At 60.5% G+C, this 16,047-nt stretch carries 13 protein-coding genes; 8 read left to right on the forward strand and 5 right to left on the reverse strand.

Annotated elements, in window-relative coordinates; translation table 11 throughout:
* Window positions 1–129 precede the first annotated feature (129 nt).
* From NE637_RS10660 to larC, 3 genes are all read right to left on the reverse strand, one after another.
* Window positions 130–936 carry a DJ-1/PfpI family protein gene (locus tag NE637_RS10660; protein ID WP_227118296.1) on the reverse strand — a complete coding sequence of 269 codons (807 nt, stop codon included), beginning with the start codon at window positions 934–936 and terminating at the stop codon, window positions 130–132.
* A gap of 275 nt (window positions 937–1,211) precedes the next feature.
* Window positions 1,212–1,640 carry a hypothetical protein gene (locus NE637_RS10665; protein ID WP_227118297.1) on the reverse strand — a complete coding sequence of 143 codons (429 nt, stop codon included), beginning with the start codon at window positions 1,638–1,640 and terminating at the stop codon, window positions 1,212–1,214.
* A gap of 159 nt (window positions 1,641–1,799) precedes the next feature.
* The gene (larC, locus tag NE637_RS10670) at window positions 1,800–2,960 is read right to left on the reverse strand and encodes a nickel pincer cofactor biosynthesis protein LarC (protein WP_215646654.1); all 1,161 of its coding nucleotides are present in this window, start codon (window positions 2,958–2,960) and stop codon (window positions 1,800–1,802) included.
* Between the two features lie 142 nt (window positions 2,961–3,102).
* Between larC and NE637_RS10675 the strand changes: the two genes are divergently transcribed.
* The 6 genes from NE637_RS10675 (at window position 3,103) to NE637_RS10700 (ending at window position 10,149) form a co-directional block, all read left to right on the forward strand.
* Window positions 3,103–3,753, forward strand: coding sequence for a CBS and ACT domain-containing protein (locus tag NE637_RS10675; protein WP_227118298.1), 651 nt, complete (start codon window positions 3,103–3,105; stop codon window positions 3,751–3,753).
* 257 nt (window positions 3,754–4,010) lie between these two features.
* A complete protein-coding gene (locus tag NE637_RS10680) occupies window positions 4,011–4,328 on the forward strand; it encodes a TusE/DsrC/DsvC family sulfur relay protein (protein WP_022657697.1) in 318 nt (105 codons plus the stop codon).
* Between the two features lie 204 nt (window positions 4,329–4,532).
* Window positions 4,533–6,971 carry a penicillin-binding protein 1A gene (locus tag NE637_RS10685; RefSeq protein WP_227118299.1) on the forward strand — a complete coding sequence of 813 codons (2,439 nt, stop codon included), beginning with the start codon at window positions 4,533–4,535 and terminating at the stop codon, window positions 6,969–6,971.
* A 180-nt stretch (window positions 6,972–7,151) separates the two neighbouring features.
* Window positions 7,152–8,873, forward strand: coding sequence for an adenine deaminase (gene ade, locus NE637_RS10690; RefSeq protein WP_227118300.1), 1,722 nt, complete (start codon window positions 7,152–7,154; stop codon window positions 8,871–8,873).
* A gap of 68 nt (window positions 8,874–8,941) precedes the next feature.
* Window positions 8,942–9,826: a tRNA (adenine-N1)-methyltransferase gene (locus NE637_RS10695; RefSeq protein WP_192112248.1), complete on the forward strand. Its 885-nt coding sequence runs from the start codon at window positions 8,942–8,944 to the stop codon at window positions 9,824–9,826.
* Window positions 9,823–10,149 carry a DMT family transporter gene (locus NE637_RS10700; protein WP_192112247.1) on the forward strand — a complete coding sequence of 109 codons (327 nt, stop codon included), beginning with the start codon at window positions 9,823–9,825 and terminating at the stop codon, window positions 10,147–10,149. The genes NE637_RS10695 and NE637_RS10700 overlap by 4 nt, the downstream gene beginning before the upstream one ends.
* 52 nt (window positions 10,150–10,201) lie before the next feature.
* On the opposite strand, the gene NE637_RS10705 is transcribed toward NE637_RS10700, so the two are convergent.
* Window positions 10,202–11,398, reverse strand: a complete 1,197-nt coding sequence (locus tag NE637_RS10705) for an MFS transporter (protein WP_215646662.1) — start codon at window positions 11,396–11,398, stop codon at window positions 10,202–10,204.
* A gap of 166 nt (window positions 11,399–11,564) precedes the next feature.
* Complete coding sequence (locus NE637_RS10710; protein ID WP_227118301.1) at window positions 11,565–13,898, reverse strand: heavy metal translocating P-type ATPase; 2,334 nt, start codon at window positions 13,896–13,898, stop codon at window positions 11,565–11,567.
* An 80-nt stretch (window positions 13,899–13,978) separates the two neighbouring features.
* Between NE637_RS10710 and NE637_RS10715 the strand changes: the two genes are divergently transcribed.
* Complete coding sequence (locus NE637_RS10715) at window positions 13,979–14,176, forward strand: heavy-metal-associated domain-containing protein (protein WP_227118302.1); 198 nt, start codon at window positions 13,979–13,981, stop codon at window positions 14,174–14,176.
* A 391-nt stretch (window positions 14,177–14,567) separates the two neighbouring features.
* Complete coding sequence (locus NE637_RS10720; RefSeq protein ID WP_227118303.1) at window positions 14,568–16,040, forward strand: M99 family carboxypeptidase catalytic domain-containing protein; 1,473 nt, start codon at window positions 14,568–14,570, stop codon at window positions 16,038–16,040.
* The last annotated feature ends 7 nt before the right edge of the window (window positions 16,041–16,047 follow it).

The raw sequence follows: 16,047 nt of genomic DNA on the forward strand, positions 1-16,047 counted from the left end.
TGAAAACAGCAGCGCCCGCATATGCGGGCGCTGCTGTTTTTTTTATGATGTGCGCACCTGTGCGGCGTGCTGTGCAATCAGGCCATGCCGCGCAATTGGCAGGCAGACGTGGCAGGCGGGCAGGCCATGCTACTCCGCCAGCCCGGCCTTTGCGGCAAAAGGATCCCAGGAAGGGTCACGGTGGGGTTCGTATTCCGTCACGAGAGCAAGCCAGTCGCTCATGGTCTGTCCGTACAGACGGGCTATAACCGCCAGGGTCATGTCCATACCGGCAGAAACTCCCGAAGATGTCACAACCGAACCGTCATCCACCCAGCGGGCCTTGGGCACCCAGTTCACCTTCGGGCCAGGGGCTGTGGACGCCTTAAAGGCCATCTTGTTTGTGGTGGCGGGCCTGCCGTCCAGAATGCCCGCAGCGGCAAGCAGTGACGCGCCGTTGCACACAGACATGACAAGCTTGGCGCTCTTGGCTTTTTTCTGCAGCCAGCCCAGAGTTGCCGGATTCTGAAGTTGCTGCGCAACATTGCCGCCTGGCACAAGCAGGTAATCCAGCTCTGGGGCATCCGCGTAGCTATAATCAGCCATGGTTTTGGGCCCCTGGTTGGATGGTACGGCTCCCTTCACAACAGCAACGGTAACCAGCCTCACATCCACACGCTTTGACGCATCCTCCCAAAAACGGGCCGGGGCGTGCCTGATGCTGCCCCACATTTCCATGGGGCCGTAGGCATCCAGCATTTCAAATCCGGGGAACAGCAACACGCCCAATGTTATCTGCCGGGCCCCTGGCGCGGGGTTTACATCGTACATGTTGTCAATCTCCACCTGTGCGGATATTTGCCCGGCTTGCGCCTGTACGCCAGTGGGCCAGAACGCTGCAAGCAGCGCCAGCAAAAGAGCCAGGGGTTGCAGACTGCGCTGAATATTCTGGTGCATACACGTCTCCTTGTTTGCCGGATAATGGAACACCCCGGCGTTGAAGTTATGCACCCATCCTAGGGCATGGCAGAGGCTGGCAACAATGACAATAAATCTGATCTTTCTGCCAATGCTGGCAGCATGCATGCCCATGCGGTAAGGAAGGATATAACGCGCACCAAAAGACGGGAGCGCAGACCAAACAAAAAAGCCCTCCGAAGCGGAAGGCTTTTATCATAATCGGGCGGCGTGCAGAGCGCACGCCCCATCATCAGCGGAGGAGCACCCCGCTGCTAATTGCGCACGTCGTCATCATTGTCGGCAGGACGCGCAGCAGGCCGCTGCCCTTTCTGGGAGTCGCGCTGCTGCATGTCGCGCGGGGGACGGCGGTCATCGCGCGGGCGGCCCATCTCGTCGCCACGGGAGCTGCGGCGGTCGCCCTTTTCGCTGTCGTAGCGGGGCTTGCCCATTTTTTCGCCCTGTTCGCTGCGGTTGTCGTGGCGTCCGTCCATGCGCCCATTGGGGTGGTTCTTGCTGTCCTTGCGGTCATACTGACGTCCGCCACGATCAGCGTCCTGGCGCCCGTTACGGTCGCCCTTCTGTTTGTACCCTTGCGGGGCATCTCCATTCTGGGCCGCCTGCACGGCAGGGGTGCCCACAAAGAGCAGGCCCACGGCAAGGGCGCTCAGCGCCAACGGTTTCAACACATATTTCATACGCATAAAGTTCCTCCTTGGGTGGGCATTTCGCCCATTGCCTCCTTACGCCAGCTCGAGCCTGTGCGCAAGATGGCAGCCATGCTATGGAACTTTATGTTAAAAAGCCGTTAGTGCGCCAACCAGCAGAATACAAGAAGCAGACCTTGTGCCGCAAAAAGGCCATCAGTTTTTGACGCGCGCATTGCGCAGGGCCGGGACGCCCACGCCGTCTCGCAAGGCTGCGGCCTTGAGCGCTTCTGCCTCGGGGCGCACATACGTTTGCCCTTCAATAGAATACTCCTTGGCGGCAAGAGGTTGCCCCGCCATGTCCACTGAAACGGCGCGACGCGGTGCAACCACGCGATCAAGCGTCTGTTCGCGCAGGCCCAGAGTGTGGGTGTGGCGCAGCACGGCATTTTCCACACAATCTCTCTGCCCGGGCAGGCATAGCACACGCAGCAATCCGGCAGGGCGGTTCTTCTTGCCCACACCCGGCAGCCACAGCACGTCAAGAACCTCCGGCATGGCGGAGAGCGCCTCCAGCGCCATACCCAGGTCTTCGCCGTTAAGGTGATCAATATGGCTCTCGAACTGCATGACCTTTTCACGCCCTCCAAGCACATGGTCAGCGCCGCCTGCGCCGTCTTCCACAAGCCACGCCCGCAGGCCAGCGGGCGCGGGACGGGAGCCGTAGCCTGTGCCAAGCGCAACGGCAACGCCCTCCGGGCCGGAAACAAACTGGTCTGTCAGGACATGCACCAGGGCTGCGCCCGTGGGCGTAACAAGCTCCTCGCGCGCATCTGTGGCAAAAACCGGCTTACCGCGCATAAGATACGCCGTTGCGGGCGCTGGCAGCGGGATGCGCCCGTGGGCGCACTCCACGGTTCCGGAAAACCACGGCAACGGCGAGGCGCATATCCGGCTCACGCCCAAGGCCTCCACGGCATATGCCGCGCCCAGAATATCCACGAGGGTATCGATGGCCCCCACCTCGTGAAAGTGCACCTCAGCCGGGGCAATCTGGTGCGCGTGCGCTTCGGCTTCAGTCAATGCATTTAGGGCTGCCAGAGCGCGGCTGCGCACGCCGGGCGAGACTTCAACCCTTTCAAATATGGCGGCGATATCCGCCGGATGCCGCAGGGGCTGCCCCTCGGCATTCCAGCTTACGGCAACCATCTGACCCGGCCCGCCGGGCCGTGTTTCGCCCCTGGCGTCAATGCGGCAATCCACTCCGGCGCGGGCCAGAGCAGCAGCCAGCGGGGCATAATCCACCCCAAGGTGCGCAAGGGCCGCAAGGGTCATATCCCCGCTGATGCCGCCAGAGCAATCAAGATATAAAAACATATCGGCCCCTTCCAAATTTGTCTGCGCGCGCAAACTGAGCACGCGCACTTGTGCAGCCTCGGCACATTGGTGTATAAAAGGATTGTGCGGGTCGCTGCGACCACGCCGTTATAACCTGAAACATATCCCCCCGGAGGGAAGCATGCCTGTACAGAATTGGATGACCACCGATGTTGTCAGCGTTGGCCCCGATACATCGCTGCTCAAAGTGGGCAAGCTCATGAAGGATCACCACATCCGCCGCATCCCGGTTGTTGATGATAACGGTCAGGTCGTTGGCATTATCTCTGACCGCGACGTGCGCGACGCCTCCCCCTCCAAGGCCACCACGCTCGACATGTACGAAATGCACTACCTGCTGGCCGAGCTGAAGGCCAAAAACATTATGACGGCCAAGCCCATCACCGTCAAACCGACCGACACTGTCGAGCAGGCAGCCCTGATCATGCTGGACAACAAGGTTGGCGGCCTGCCTGTAGTGGACGACAACGGCAGGCTTGTGGGCATCATTTCTGACCATGATGTTTTCAAGGCTCTGGTCGACATCACCGGCGCACGCATGGGTGGTTTGCAATTTGCCATAGAATTGCCCGACCAGCCCGGCACGGCGCGCCCCCTGTTTGACCTGCTGCGCGCGCACAATGCCCGTTTGCTCTCGGTGCTGACCGTCTCCAATGCCGATGGCAACCGCCAACTGTTCATCCGTGTGCGAGACCTTGAAAATTCCAAGGCCGAGCAGGAGCTTATGGACGGAGTCGGCAAGCTCGGCAAAGTGCTCTATTGCCAGCACTAAATCCCTACAATTAAATCATATTTATCCTATCGCATCTGAATTACTCAACAAAAGCCGCAACAAAAAAAGTGGGGCAAGAGCAAAAAAGATGCACAGGACTTGCCATCAAAAATTATTTGTGTCATAAGGACTCTCGTTGTGATTGCGGTATGCTTTCGCGCCCAACGGAGGAATTCGGCCGGAAATATCCGGTTGTGCAACGCCTGGGCGTCCGCCCCGGCGAGGTTGAGCAATAGCTGTCCAAGGAGGACACACGCATGGCTGAGATCACCTATAAAGGTAAAAGCTTTGAAGTTGACGAAGACGGTTTCCTTCTGCGTTTTGACGACTGGTGCCCCGAATGGATGGACTATGTGAAGGAATCCGAAGGCATCTCTGAGATCAACGCTGATCACCAGAAGATCCTTGACTTCCTGCAGGACTACTACAAGAAGAACGGCATTGCCCCCATGGTCCGTATTCTTTCCAAGAACACCGGCTACAAGCTGAAGGAAGTGTACGAACTCTTCCCCTCCGGCCCCGGCAAAGGCGCCTGCAAAATGGCCGGCCTGCCTAAGCCCACTGGCTGCGTGTAGTCCAGCCGCAACATTTTGGAAAAAAGCGGAAGGGAAACCTTCCGCTTTTTTTTGCCCATACCGCCCTGCTCGGGCATGCGCCGCCCATACCGTGCGGCGCGCCCGCCGGGGCTTGCCTTTCTGGCAACATTTCATATCTTCTCATCAGCCCGCGCTACGCTCCCCTCCCTTTACGCCGGGCCAAAAAAACGGTATCGCCCTGCCATGAAAATTCGTCTGTCCCTGAAAAAATGCGCCCTCTGGTTTATGGGCATCGTTATAGTCTGCGGCCTGCTGGGCGGCGGCGCGGTGGCCATGCTTTTTTACTGGGCCTCGCGCGACCTGCCCGACCTGAACCGTATCGCCGAATACAAGCAGCCGCAGGCTACTGTCATTCTGGCGCGCGACGGTTCAACCCTTGGCACCCTCTATCACGAAAAGCGCTTTGTCATTGGGCTCAAGGACATGTCGCGCTATCTGCCCATGGCCTTTCTGGCTGCGGAAGACGACGCCTTCTACAGGCACATGGGCATTGACCCCGTGGCCATCGCACGCGCCGCCATCAACAACTTCCGCAAGGGACGCCAGGGCGAGGGCGGCAGCACCATTACCCAGCAGCTCATCAAGCAATTGCTGCTCACATCCGAGCGCAGCTATACCCGCAAGATGAAAGAGGCCATTTTGGCCTATCAACTTGAAAGAAACTTCACCAAGGATCAGATCCTTACCATATATCTGAACCAGATATATCTGGGTGAACACGCCTTTGGCGTGGAATCGGCTGCCCGCACCTATTTTGGCAAGCATGCCGCTGATATCACCCTGGCCGAAAGCGCCGTCATTGCGGGCCTGCCCAAGGCCCCCAGTTCTTACAATCCCTTCCGCAGGCCGGAGGAAGCCAAGAACCGGCAGATGTACGTGCTTGGCCGACTGCGCGACCTCAAGTGGATCACTCAGGCCGAGTATGATCAGGCTGTGGCCGAACCGCTGGTCTACTGGAGCATGCCCGAGGGCATGGGCGGTGCGGCGCAGTGGTATCTTGAAGAAGCCCGTCGCCTGCTGGTGGAATTTTTTACGGAATCAAACCTCCGCGCACTGGGGGTGGAAACCACCAAGTACGGCGCGGATTACGTGTACGAAGCAGGCCTGACAGTGCAAACCGCCATGGATCCTGCACATCAGACTGCGGCTGGCGCGGCCCTGCGCCGTGGGCTGGAAGAACTGGACAAGCGCCAGGGCTGGCGCGGCCCTGTGGAGCAGCTTGACCCGGCAAAACAGAAGGAATTTCTGGCGAAAAACCAGTTTTCTCCCCTTGATCTGGCAGGCGGTGACTGGGTGAAGGCCCTTGTGACCACCGTGGATACCAAGGAAGTCAAAGTGGCGCTGGGCCAGGGATATACGGGCATTGTGCCTGTTTCGGCCATGTCCTGGGCGCGCAAGCCCAACCCCAAGGTTGCGGCTGCCAACGCGCCAGCCATCAAAGACCCCCGCCAGGTGGTGGCGGTTGGCAATGTTATCTGGGTTTCCGCAGAAGAAATCACGGTTACGGAAACCAACGCCAAGGGCCGCAAAGAGCAGAAAACCATTCCTTTTGATCCCACTGCGGTCAAAAAGAATACCCCTATCCATCTGCGCTTGCAGCAGGATCCGCTGGTGCAGGGGGCCATTGCCTCCGTGGAACCGCAGAGCGGCGACGTTGTGGCCCTTATCGGCGGCTACCAGTTTGGCGACAGCCACTTTAACCGCGCAACGCAGGCTCGCCGTCAGCCCGGCTCCAGCTTCAAGCCTGTGGTCTATTCCACGGCCATGGACTTTGGCTTTACGCCCGCCTCCACGGTGCTGGACGCGCCCTTTGTGTATGTGAACCCCTACACCAATGAAGTGTGGAGGCCCTCAAACTACGAACACAACTACAAGGGCGAACTGCCCCTGCACACGGCTCTGGCCCTTTCCCGCAATACCTGCACCGTGCGCGTGGCGCAGCAGGTGGGCATAGCCAATGTGGTGCAGCGCGCCAAGGCTCTGGGGCTTGAACCGCATTTTCCGCAGGAACTGGCTATCAGCCTCGGCGCTGTGGCCGTGTCTCCGCTTAATCTTACGCAGGCCTACGCTGCCTTTGCCAATCAGGGGCTTGGGGTGCGCCCGCGCATCATCACCTCCATCAGCGACCCGCAGGGCCGTGTGCTCTACAGGCAGGAAGTGGAACACTGGCAGGCTGTCAGCCCCCAGAACGCCTACATTATGGACACTTTGCTCAAGGAAGTTGTCAATTCCGGCACTGGCGGGCGCGCCAGGATTGATGGGCGCATCATAGCGGGTAAAACCGGCACCACCAATGATGAACGCGACGCGTGGTTCATGGGCTTTTCGCCCTACCTCGTGACCGGCGTCTACGTGGGTTACGATCAGGTGCAGAGCCTTGGCCGCCTTGAACAGGGCGGGCGTACTGCCGCCCCCATCTTCCGTTACTACCGCAGTGAAGTGGAAGACCGCTACCCCAAGGACGACTTTGTGATGCCCGAGGGCATTGTGATGGCCGATGGCCTGGCTTTCAAGGCCGACCAGCCCATGCAGGGCGCATCTGCGACCTCCCCCACCACTGCCGATGGAACGGCAGTGGATACCTCGGAAGGCGGCGAAGACCTGATGCGCCAGATGTTCTAAGCGCAGGCCCCAGAAGCCAGACGTTTAAAGCCACAGTCACGCACGGAATTGCACCAGCCGAAAGACTATGCAGCTTCCGTGCGTGACGCGGCGTAGACAAGACCGCCCGGCAAAAGCCGAATTTCCCATCCTGCAAGCGCTCCGGCGTGGTGCAGCCTGCCCTGCGGGGCGGAGACCTCCATGAAACATCGCATCAACATGGCCGCCGGAACCGAACCGGCGGATATCCTCATCACAAACGCCAGAGTCGTTGATGTTTTTTCCGGTCTGGTGCGGCAGGATTCCGTGGCCATCGGCGACGGCGTTTTTCTGGGTTTTGGCCAGCGCGAGGCCCGCGAAGTGGTGGACGCACAAGGGGCCTATCTGCTGCCCGGCTTCATCGATGCCCACATCCATCTGGAATCCAGCATGGTCACTCCAGCGCGCTTTGCCGAGATGGCCCTGCCCCACGGCACCACATCCGTTGTGGCAGACCCGCACGAGCTGGCCAACGTATGCGGCACTGCCGCCTTGCGCTTCTTGCTTGCCAGCGCCCAGACCCTGCCCTTGAGCATTTTTCTGGCCCTGCCTTCATGCGTTCCGGCCACGCCATTTGAAGACAGCGGCGCGGTGTTGAAAGCCGAAGACCTGGCTCCCTTCATGGACGACCCGTACGTGGCCTCGCTGGGCGAAATGATGAACTACCCCGGCGTGCTCAGCGGCGATCCTGAAGTGCTGGAAAAGCTTGCCCTGAGCCGTTCACGGCGCAAGCCCGTTGACGGACACGCCCCGGCCCTGCTGGGCAGGGAACTTGACGCCTACCTGTGCACGGGCATTGCCAATACGCACGAGTGCACCACAGCTGAAGAATTTCACCAGAACCTCATGCGCGGCTGCCGCATCTTTTTGCGAGACGGCTCCGCAGCGCGCAACCTGCCCGCGCTGGCCCCGCTGGTCACGCCCGGCAACTGCCACCGCTGCGCCTTTTGCTGCGATGACCGCCACGCCTCCGAACTCCTTACTGCGGGCCATATGGACGAAGTGCTGCGCAAGGCCGTGGCCCTGGGCATGGACCCCGTCACGGCAGTGCGTCTATGTACCCTCAACGCCGCCGAGGCCGAGGGACTGCCAGGCAAGGGGGCCATTGCCCCCGGCTATGACGCCGACTGCGTGCTGGTTGACGATCTGGCATCCTTCAACGTGCGCATGACCTTTGCGGGGGGGAGGCAGATCGCCGCAGAAGGCCGCATGCTCGTCCTGCTGGCGGATCCGCCCCTGAACGACCTGACCAATACGGTGCGGCTTGCGCCCCTGCCGGATGACGTGCTTGCTCTGCCCCTGCCGTCGGGCCGCGCACGGGTTATCCGCCTGCACCCCGGTTCGCTGGTGACGGATGCCGAAGAGCATGACGTCGCCTGCACCAATGGACTTTTTGACGCCCGCCAGAACGACGGTCTGTGCAAGCTGGCAGTTGTGGAGCGCCACAAGGCCACTGGCAAGGTGGGCGTGGGCATTCTGGCAGGATACGGCCTGCGCAACGCGGCTGTGGCAACCTCAGTGAGCCACGACTCGCACAATATTGTGGTCTGCGGGGACAACGATGCAGACATGCTGGCCGCCGTGCGCCGGGTTGCCGCCATGGGCGGCGGCATCGCCGTTGCGGGCGAAGGCCGGATTCTTGAGGAGCTGCCCCTGCCCGTGGCCGGGCTGATGACCCACGAAGCCCCGGAAACCGTGGTGCGTGCGCTGGATGCCATCCACGGCCTGCTGCACGGGCACGGCATTCCGGCCAATGTGGCTCCGCTCATGGCTCTGAGCTTCATGGCCCTGCCCGTGATTCCCTCGCTCAAGCTGACCGCGCGCGGTCTTTTTTCCGTTGCCGACTGGCGCTTTGTTTCGGTAGACGCGGCAGCGCGGCTCTGAGGCATTTTTTCTGACACCTGAGGGTAGCGTCCATTGCGCAGCCCTGAAGCAGCTAATAAAGGAACCTCATGATTCCCTTCGGTACGCTTGTCGTCTATGTAACCCCCAAGGGCCGCCGCTATGTCAAACGCCTCGTTGAAGGCCAGGACTGGCACAGCAATGATGGCACCCTTGTTTCCACCGAGGTGGCGCAGGCTGACCTTGGCTCTGTGGTCTACACCAACCAGAATGTGCCCATTCAGGTGATGGAAGCCACCCTGTATGACCGCCTCAAGGGCCTCAAGCGTCAGACGCAGATCATCTACCCCAAGGATATCGCCTATATCTGCCTGCGCCTCGGCGCTGGCCCGGGGCGTACCATCATCGAGGCGGGCTGCGGTTCCGGCGGCCTGACCACTGGCCTTTCGTGGTTCTGCGGCCCCACCGGGCGCGTGGTGAGCCATGAGGCCCGTGAGGAATTCATGAAGCTGGCGCGCCGCAACCTTGAGTGGGCTGGCGTGGGCGAAAATGTGGAACTGCACAACCGCGATGTGGCCGAAGGCTTTGCCGTGACCGGTGCGGACGCGCTCTTCCTTGATGTGCGCACCCCGTGGGAATACCTCGACCATGCTCTGGCCGCAGTGCGCCCTGGTGCGAGCTTCGGCTTTTTGCTGCCCACCGTTGACCAGGTGAGCAAGCTGCTGCTGGGCCTTGAGCGCGGCCCCTTTGCCGATGTGGAAGTGTGCGAGATTCTCATCCGCCGCTGGAAGCCAGTGGCTGACCGCCTGCGCCCCGAAGACCGCATGACAGCCCACACGGGTTTTCTGGTCTTTGCCCGTCAGCAGGATCGCAGCGCGGATTTTGACTCGCGCAAGCCCATGGGCACGCGTGAACGCAAGCAGGAAGCCGCCCGTCAGGCCCGCCTTGGCCTCACAGACGAAGCCCCAGAAGCTCTCGAAGGTGATATGGAGTGAATCCCTGGGTAGCGCTCATTGCAGCAGGATTATGTGAAATAGGCTGGCCCCTCGGATTCAAGGTGGCGCAAACAGCGCCCGCCTGGCGAATGGCGGCGATCTCGCTTTCCGTTGCCAGCATGGCCCTGAGCGGCTGGCTGCTCTTTCTGGCTCAAAAGCAGATTCCCATGGGCACGGCCTACGCCGTGTGGACGGGGATTGGCGCAGCAGGCACGTTCATTCTTGGCGTTGCCGTGTTTGGCGATGCCCTCAACTGGGGCCGAGCGCTGGGCGTTGCCATGATTATCGGCGGCGTTGTTGTGCTGAAAGCAATGACGCCCTGATCCCGCAAGTATTGCATAAAACGAAGGCCCGCCATTTGGCGGGCCTTCGTTTTTACTCTTCCCGGCATTTCCAGTTGATGGAGCGACCCCACAAAAGCAGGAGCAGCACGCACACGCTGCTAAGCGCCAGCGCCGGAGCAAAGCCGCCCAAGTATTCGCGCACCACGCCCAGCAGCAGAATCAGGCCCACATTCACGCAGTTGGCAAGCATGGACATGAAGCCGATGCCTGTTGCCGTATGGCTGGCCCCAGCGGCCTCAATGGTCAGGGTAAAAACAGAAGCATAGGTGCCGCCGCAGCACACGGCCAAGGCAAAGGCGCAGGCCAGCAACATCCATGTGCTGCCAGCCAGAGCAAGAAGCAGATAAAAAAGCCCGATGCCGAGCACAAGGGCCACAAGAAGTTTCTGCTTGGGCAGGGCGCGGCCAAGTTCGCCGCCTGCAATCCGCGCCATTGTGCCTGCCAGCAGAACAAGACTTGTGGGCAAGGCCCAGGCTTCTGCGTTGCTGCTGCCTGCAACGGCCCCAGAACTGGCGCTGTCCGCCAGCATCACGGAAAGCCAGTTGCCCAGAGCCGTTATGGTGCCGAAAGAAAATCCGTGGCAGCAACCGATAAACCACAGCCGCCTGTTGCGCGCCACCTGCCCCAGCACGCGCAGCACATTGCCCGCAGAGGTCGGTTCTGTTCTGGTTTCCCGGCGCAGCGGCGCAAGGGGCGGGCACAGGAGCGAAGCCAGCAAGGCCACGGACATAAGGCCCCCCAGAATATAGGCTGCCGCCCAGCCGCTTTCGCCAAAATATGGCAGCACGATAAAGGGAACCATTGTTCCCAGGCTGAATGCAGCGCCCTGCAAACCTTGCGCTCGGCTCATGAATGCCGGGGGGCACAGGGTCTTGACGGCGGAAACCATTGAAAGAAACAGCAATCCCGTAGCCAGCCCGATGAGCATGCGCATACACACGGCCAGAACCATGTTGTGCGGCAGGAGCAATGGCACAAAGCCGCCAGCGGCGCACAAAAGAGCCGAGAGCGCCAGTGTGCGCAGCGTACCCAACCTGTCCACCACAAGGCCCGCAGGAACCTGCACCAGCGTGTGCGCCCAAAAGGGCGCGCTGAGAAAAACACCAAGGCCTGCGTAATTGAGGCTGAAAAGACTCCTGAACTGCTCCGCCACGGCGGATACGTTCAGAAACATAAAGCCCATGCCCATACAGCCCAGAGCAGGAAGCCAGTAATAAACGGGAACCATGCAGCGTCCTTGCCGCGAAACAGACGCGGGCGGGTTTGCCCTCGGTCAAACAGCTATTTCAGGCGGTAACAGTTCTAAAAAAAAACGGTTGCGCCCCAATGGAACGCAACCGTGTGGATGTATACCTCTCAACGCTGATCCGCAATGCCTGAAACAGGGGCCTCGCCTAGCGCATGATCTTGAAGAAACGCAGCCGCAGAGCGTTGGTGACTACGGAAACGGAAGAAAGCGCCATGGCCGTGCCCGCCAGCATGGGCGAAAGCATGGGGCCGCCAAAAGCATGCAACAGGCCTGCCGCCACAGGCAGGCCGAGCACGTTGTAGCCGAATGCCCAAAAGAGATTCTGGCGGATGTTGCGCATGGTCGCGCGCGAGAGCGCCAGAGCCGTGAGCACGGCCTCCATGCCGTCCCGCATGAGCACGATATCGCCCGCCTCGGCGCTCACGTCCACGCCCGTGCCCACTGCCATGCCCACATTGGCGGCAGCCAGAGCCGGGGCATCGTTGATGCCGTCGCCCACCATGCCCACCACATGGCCTTCATCCTGCATTCGCCGCACATAGGCGGCCTTGTCTGCGGGCAGCAGGCCAGCGGCAATTTCCTCCACGCCTGCCAGCGCTGCCACGGCTTTTGCCGTGCGCTCGTTGTCGCCTGTCAGCATGACCACGCGCACGCCCATGCCGCGCAGGGCTGCTACCACTGAGGCTGATTCGGGCCGCAGGGCATCCGCAAGGGCCAGAATACCCGCAAGGCTGGTGCTGCCATTCTTTTCAAGAGCCAGCAGCAAGGGAGTCTGCCCCGCCTCGGCCAACAGGGCCAGCTTTTGCTGCGCTTCTTCCGACACGACGAGCCCGCGCTCAGTCATGAATGTTCTGTTGCCCACGGCAAGGCCGTAGTCCACGCCATCCAGCTTCACCCGGCCCGAAATACCCATGCCGGGCGCTACCTGCACATCATCCACGGGCAGTGATGCGAGATTGCGCTCCCTTGCTGCGCCCATAATGGCCAGTGCCAGCGGATGCTCGGAGCGCGCCTCCAGCGAGGCTGCCATGCCCAGCAACGTTTTTTCGTCCATGCCCTCCGGAGCATCCAGCAGTGTCACGCCTGTCAGCACGGGTTTGCCCGTGGTGAGGGTGCCTGTTTTGTCCACGGCCAGCACGCTGATATGCCCGGCCTGCTCCAGGGCAGCGCCGTTCTTGATGAGCACGCCAAGCTGCGCGCCCCGCCCCGTGCCCACCATGATGGACATGGGCGTGGCAAGACCCATGGCGCAAGGGCAGGCCATGACCAGCACAGCCACAAAAATCGTCAGCGGCGTTGTTATGGGTTCAGAGCTGAACACAAGCCATGCAAGGGCCGCCACAAGGGCAATGACCATGACGGCGGGCACAAAATAAAAGCTTACCCTGTCGGCCAGCCGGGCGATGGGGGCCTTGCTGCCCTGAGCCTCGCGCACCAGTCGTATGATGCGGGCAAGACGGGTGTTGCCGCCCACGGCGTCAGCCACAAATGTCAGCGAGCCTTCGCCGTTTACGCTGCCCGCCGCCAGCTTGTCCCCCGGCCCGATGGGTACCGGGATGGATTCACCCGTGAGCAGCGACAGATCAACAGCGCTTTTGCCGGTCAGCACGGTACCGTCAACGGGCACACGCCCGCCAGGACGCAGCAAAAGATGATCTCCCACGCGCACCTGTGCCAGAGGAGTTTCTTCCGGCGCTGCGGCGGCATCGTCAGGGTTGAGCCGCAGGGCCGTTTCCGGCGTCAGGCTCATGAGCGCGCCCATGGCATCGCCAGCGCGACGCTTGGCAACGGCCTCCAGATACTGGCCGAATTCGATCATGGTCAGCAGCACCGCGCAGGATTCATAATAGAGGTTCATGGCGCGGGTCATGGGTTCGCTGCCGGCAAGCCCCAGCAGGGTGTTGCCAAGGCTGAACAAAAAGGCCGCGCCCGTGCCCACGGCCACAAGGCTGTCCATGGCCGGGGCCTTGCGCAGGAGGGCCTTGATGCCGTCCACATAGAAATGGCGGCCCAGCCACACCACGGGCAAGGTGAGTACAAGCTGCGCCAGCATGAAGGCGCGTGGCGAAAGGTGCGGATCAAGCGCCTGCGGCAATGGCAGGCCGAGCATATGCCCCATGGAGATAACAAGCAGAGGTACGGCAAAGGCAACCATGGGCAGCAGACGACGCAAACGGGCCTGAATGTCAGCCGCAGCCCTGGCCTTACCTTCTTCAAACTGGCGCGCGGCGTCATCGTCCGCAGCGGGAGCCGCACTGAACCCAAGGGAGGCCACGCGCTCCATTATCCTTTGCTGCAAGTCGCTGTCCTGCCCGTCGCCGGGCCACACTTCCGCACTGGCGGCAGCAAGGTTCACGCTGATTTTTTCCACCCCTTCCATGCGGCCCACTACCCGCTCAATGCGCGAGGAGCAGGCGGCGCAGTGCATGCCGCTGATGTCAAAACGCAAAGGGCAGGCTTTATCCGTAGTTGTACTCATGGGTTCTCCACTTGTCATTCCGTATGGCGGCGAGTAAGCTGTAGATGAAAATGAAAACTCATTCCTGCATGGAGGATATGATGAAAACCCTGAAAGTCAATGGCATGCGTTGCGACCACTGCAAGGCCGCTGTAGAAGAAGCTGCGGCAAAGATATCTGGCGTTGCCAATCCCCAGGTCAGCCTTGAGGATAAAGAACTGCGCTTTGAAGAAAGCGGGCCGGTGGATTTGCAGGCCTTGAAGACAGCCATCAGCAACATTGGTTTTGACCCGGAATAAGCTCATGAATCTGTGACAACCATCACAGAACTACACCTTCATGGCGCGCTGCCCGATTGCAGGTTTTCAGACCATGCACGGCAGCGCGCCTTTGTTTCATGCTGCCACCAGTGGTGTTTTTTACAGACGCCGTTCAGGCAAGGGCGCACAAGACTTCTCATGACATCACGCTGCCAGGTGACCCTGCCTTGCGCGTCCAGAGTCCGTTCATCTTGCCGTTTTCTGCCGAATAGCGTAGTTCTTGGCAGGTAAATACGGTCACTGATCCACTGCACCTTCAGCGCGAAACACCACAGGCATGCTAATACAAACCACTCGCATCATCGGCATATTTTGCGCGGGCAAGGGCTGTTTTCAAGCCCTTCTGTTCTTTTTCCTGTGCTGTTTTTTCGTGGCTGCTCCCTCAGTGGCGGCACCCGGCAACTTTGCGCTGGACTTTACAACTATCCGGCTGGGCGACGATGCGCAGGGGCTGACGCAGGCCATCCCCGCAATTGTACGCCCTGACAGAAGTGATACTGTAACCGCCAGTGCAGATGCAGCCGCTCAGCTGGCGGCTCCGGCTTCGCCAGTGGTGCTGGTGGTTGGCGGCATTCAGGGTGATGAACCTGGCGGATTTTCTGCCGCGACTCTGCTGACCACACACTACACCATTCGCAAAGGCGTGTTGTGGGTTGTGCCAAACCTCAATTTCCCAAGTATTATCAAAAGGTCACGCGGGCTGCACGGCGACATGAACCGCAAGTTTGCCAAACTTGACGACCACGACCCAGAATTTGGCACCGTGCGCCGCATTCAGGAACTCATAAGCCACCCCCGCGTGGGGCTGGTGCTCAACCTGCACGATGGCAGCGGGTATTACCGCCCCACCTTTGAGGACAAGCTGCGCAATCCCAACCGTTGGGGGCAGTCTGTGATCATTGACCAGGAAGCGCTTGACGGCGTGTTCATGGGGGCACTGGGAAATGAAGCCCGGCAGGCCGCAGAATCGGCCAACAGCAAGCTGCTCTCCCCGCAGCATGCCTTGCACGTGCACAATACCAGAACTGCCGAGGGCGATCACGAGATGGACAGAAGCCTCTCGTACTACGCTGTACGGCAGGGAAAGGCAGCCTTTGGGCTTGAAGCAAGCAAGGAATTTCCTGTTGAAGTGCGGGCATATTACCACCTGCTGATGGTGGAATCGTTTCTTGCGCAGGCTGGGGTGGAATTTACACGCGGCTTTGCGCTTACCCCCGAGGGAGTGCGCGAAGCCCTGCTGGACAAGCTTGACGTCACCTTTGCCGACAACAAGGTTTTTTTGCCGCTGGAAGATGTGCGCCCGGCCATCAACCTGCTGCCGCTTTCCAAGGATGCTCCAGCACAGGCGGTCACATCCAAGCCCATCATGGCAGTGCTGCCCTGCGCCAAGGGCGAGGAAGGCCAGTACTGCGTGCACTATGGCAACCGCATGATCACTCTTATCCGCCCCGACTGGCGCGAAATGGACCATAGCATCACAGGCATGCGGGTATTGGCTGACGGGCGCGAAACCGAGGCCCCCTTCGGGCAGGTGCTGGAAGTGAGCAAGAGCCTGCTCGTGCAGCCAACAGAAGGCTACAGAGTCAACGCCATCGGTTTTGACAGCGGCCGCAAGGACGAAAGCGGCGAGGTCATGGCTCTCAAAGATTTTCAGTCCCGCTTTTCCGTTGACCGCCAGGGCAGGCTGTATCGCGTTGAAGTATACAAAGACCAGCGTTTCAGCGGCATGTTTCTGGTGCGTTTTGGTTCAGGCAGCAACCGCCTGACAAGCAAGGAAACTCCGTCCATTCCCAAGGACAGACTGCCCGACAAACCGGGGCAGGAATCAAATCTGGGGTTCTGAGCCTACC

The organism is Desulfovibrio desulfuricans, assembly GCF_024460775.1.
Lineage (GTDB): Bacteria > Desulfobacterota > Desulfovibrionia > Desulfovibrionales > Desulfovibrionaceae > Desulfovibrio > Desulfovibrio desulfuricans_E.

Bases quoted from the DNA above. Each gene is read 5' to 3' on its own strand.
- larC (WP_215646654.1), bottom strand. From the start codon at position 2,960: ATGTTTTTATATCTTGATTGCTCTGGCGGCATCAGCGGGGATATGACC.
- NE637_RS10710 (WP_227118301.1), bottom strand. From the start codon at position 13,898: ATGAGTACAACTACGGATAAAGCCTGCCCTTTGCGTTTTGACATCAGC.
- NE637_RS10665 (WP_227118297.1), bottom strand. From the start codon at position 1,640: ATGCGTATGAAATATGTGTTGAAACCGTTGGCGCTGAGCGCCCTTGCC.
- NE637_RS10695 (WP_192112248.1), top strand. From the start codon at position 8,942: ATGATTCCCTTCGGTACGCTTGTCGTCTATGTAACCCCCAAGGGCCGC.
- NE637_RS10685 (WP_227118299.1), top strand. From the start codon at position 4,533: ATGAAAATTCGTCTGTCCCTGAAAAAATGCGCCCTCTGGTTTATGGGC.
- NE637_RS10675 (WP_227118298.1), top strand. From the start codon at position 3,103: ATGCCTGTACAGAATTGGATGACCACCGATGTTGTCAGCGTTGGCCCC.
- NE637_RS10715 (WP_227118302.1), top strand. From the start codon at position 13,979: ATGAAAACCCTGAAAGTCAATGGCATGCGTTGCGACCACTGCAAGGCC.
- NE637_RS10660 (WP_227118296.1), bottom strand. From the start codon at position 936: ATGCACCAGAATATTCAGCGCAGTCTGCAACCCCTGGCTCTTTTGCTG.
- NE637_RS10705 (WP_215646662.1), bottom strand. From the start codon at position 11,398: ATGGTTCCCGTTTATTACTGGCTTCCTGCTCTGGGCTGTATGGGCATG.
- ade (WP_227118300.1), top strand. From the start codon at position 7,152: ATGAAACATCGCATCAACATGGCCGCCGGAACCGAACCGGCGGATATC.
- NE637_RS10680 (WP_022657697.1), top strand. From the start codon at position 4,011: ATGGCTGAGATCACCTATAAAGGTAAAAGCTTTGAAGTTGACGAAGAC.